At 42.4% G+C, this 890-nt stretch carries 1 protein-coding gene; it reads right to left on the bottom strand.

Annotated features, from left to right (window positions below; genetic code table 11):
- Positions 1 to 203 precede the first annotated feature (203 nt).
- The coding region (locus tag HT728_RS10100; protein WP_173235058.1) for an N-acetylmuramoyl-L-alanine amidase family protein at positions 204 to 890 on the bottom strand (687 nt) is incomplete at its 5' end.

Raw genomic sequence — 890 nt, forward strand, 5'->3', positions numbered from 1 at the left:
CCGTCTACTTTTACAAATACCTTTACATCGTTTTACTATATCTTACAACACCTTTTAAAACAGCTATATTTTGAGCTTTTAAATAAATGTTTTTACATCACTTTACAGAGATTTACGACACTTTTGCCCCTTTTTTGCCCCTTTTAAAACAAAAAAACCGCAAGCCTGAGCCTGCGGTTAGTGTAATCTATTTTGAAGTCTTTCTATTTTGTTGTAATCAAGCCATCTGGTTCAACTGTGAACTCTGGCTTATCAGCCATTGTTCCGTCTGCCTTGATGTAGTACCAGCCTTGACCTGCTCTGACGAATTCATTAGATACCATGTTTCCGTCCTTACTATCTAGGTAGTACCATGTGTCCTTGTATTTGACCCAACCTGTCTTCATGGCACCCTCTACGTCGAAATAATACCACTTCTCAGCGATTTTCTTCCAGCCTGTGGCCATTTCGCCTGATTGGTCAAACCAGTACCAATTGCCGTCTGAGTGCTTCTTCCAGCGGTCTGCAAGCATGTAGCCTGAACCGTCGAAGTAATACCAGGTTCCGTTGATTTTCTCAAACTTGTCTTTTGGATAAGAGCCGTCTGAGTGTACATACCAATAGCCTTTATCGTTCTTCTGCCAGCCTGTTTCGGCGCCTAGGCCGTTCTCAATATCTCGCTTAAACTGTTCACGGCTAACACCCCATTTCGCAAGATAAGGATACGGGTCAACGTGGTCGCTACTGTTATCCGGCTGGTTATTCGTACAGTATTCATGCGTTTTGATACCTGCCAAGTCGTCTGTATCAAGAGTTTTCGGCAAACCTGCTTCATCTGCTAGATTTCGTAGCAATTCGATATAAAGGCGATAGTCTGTCATGAACTCTTCTTTAGTTGAATGGCTTTCAAT

Origin of the sequence: Streptococcus sp. 544 (assembly GCF_013277385.1) — a bacterium.
GTDB lineage: Bacteria > Bacillota > Bacilli > Lactobacillales > Streptococcaceae > Streptococcus > Streptococcus mitis_BA.